At 63.8% G+C, this 578-nt stretch carries 1 protein-coding gene; it reads left to right on the forward strand.

The annotated features are described in order from the left end of the window. The first annotated feature begins 115 nt into the window (after positions 1 to 115). Positions 116 to 520 carry an IS66-like element accessory protein TnpA gene (gene tnpA, locus CV770_RS41330; RefSeq protein WP_245454034.1) on the forward strand — a complete coding sequence of 135 codons (405 nt, stop codon included), beginning with the start codon at positions 116 to 118 and terminating at the stop codon, positions 518 to 520. Positions 521 to 578: the final 58 nt, after the last annotated feature.

The raw sequence follows: 578 nt of genomic DNA on the forward strand, positions 1-578 counted from the left end.
TGTAAGCGATGTTTTGCGGCCACCTTCCGGATGATGCGCTGATCTGTAAGTCTGCGGTTTGGTTTTGACCGTAAGGCTTAGAATGGACACAGTGCGTAGTGCTACCACGGAGCCAGTGCGGCGGCTGGAGGTCTTCACCGGAGCCGGTCGTCGGCGGAAGTGGAGCGATGAGGACAAGGCGCGGATTGTCGCGGAGACCGTCGCGGACGGGGAGTCGGTCTGTGCCGTGGCCCGGCGTCATGGGTTGTCGCCGCAGCAATTGTTTGGCTGGCGCCGTCAACTGAGGGAAGCTGCGGCCCAGCATTCTGAAGCGGAAGAATTGCAGTTTGTGCAGGCGGTGGTGGATGTGGGCGCTTCGGCGCCCGCGTTTCGCCGGCAGCGCAAAGCCCCGCGATGCAAGTCCGAGTCCGACGTCGGGATGATCGAGGTTGAGGTTGACGGCGTTACGATCCGGGCCGGTCGCGGCGCGGACGCAAACACGATTGCGGCCATCGTCCAGGCGCTGAAGGCGAGCCGGTGATCGGTCCAACGGGTGCGGTTCGGGTGATGGTGGCAACCAGGCCGGTCGACTTCCGCAA

This window comes from Bradyrhizobium sp. AC87j1 (assembly GCF_002936975.1).
GTDB classification, from domain to species: domain Bacteria; phylum Pseudomonadota; class Alphaproteobacteria; order Rhizobiales; family Xanthobacteraceae; genus Bradyrhizobium; species Bradyrhizobium shewense.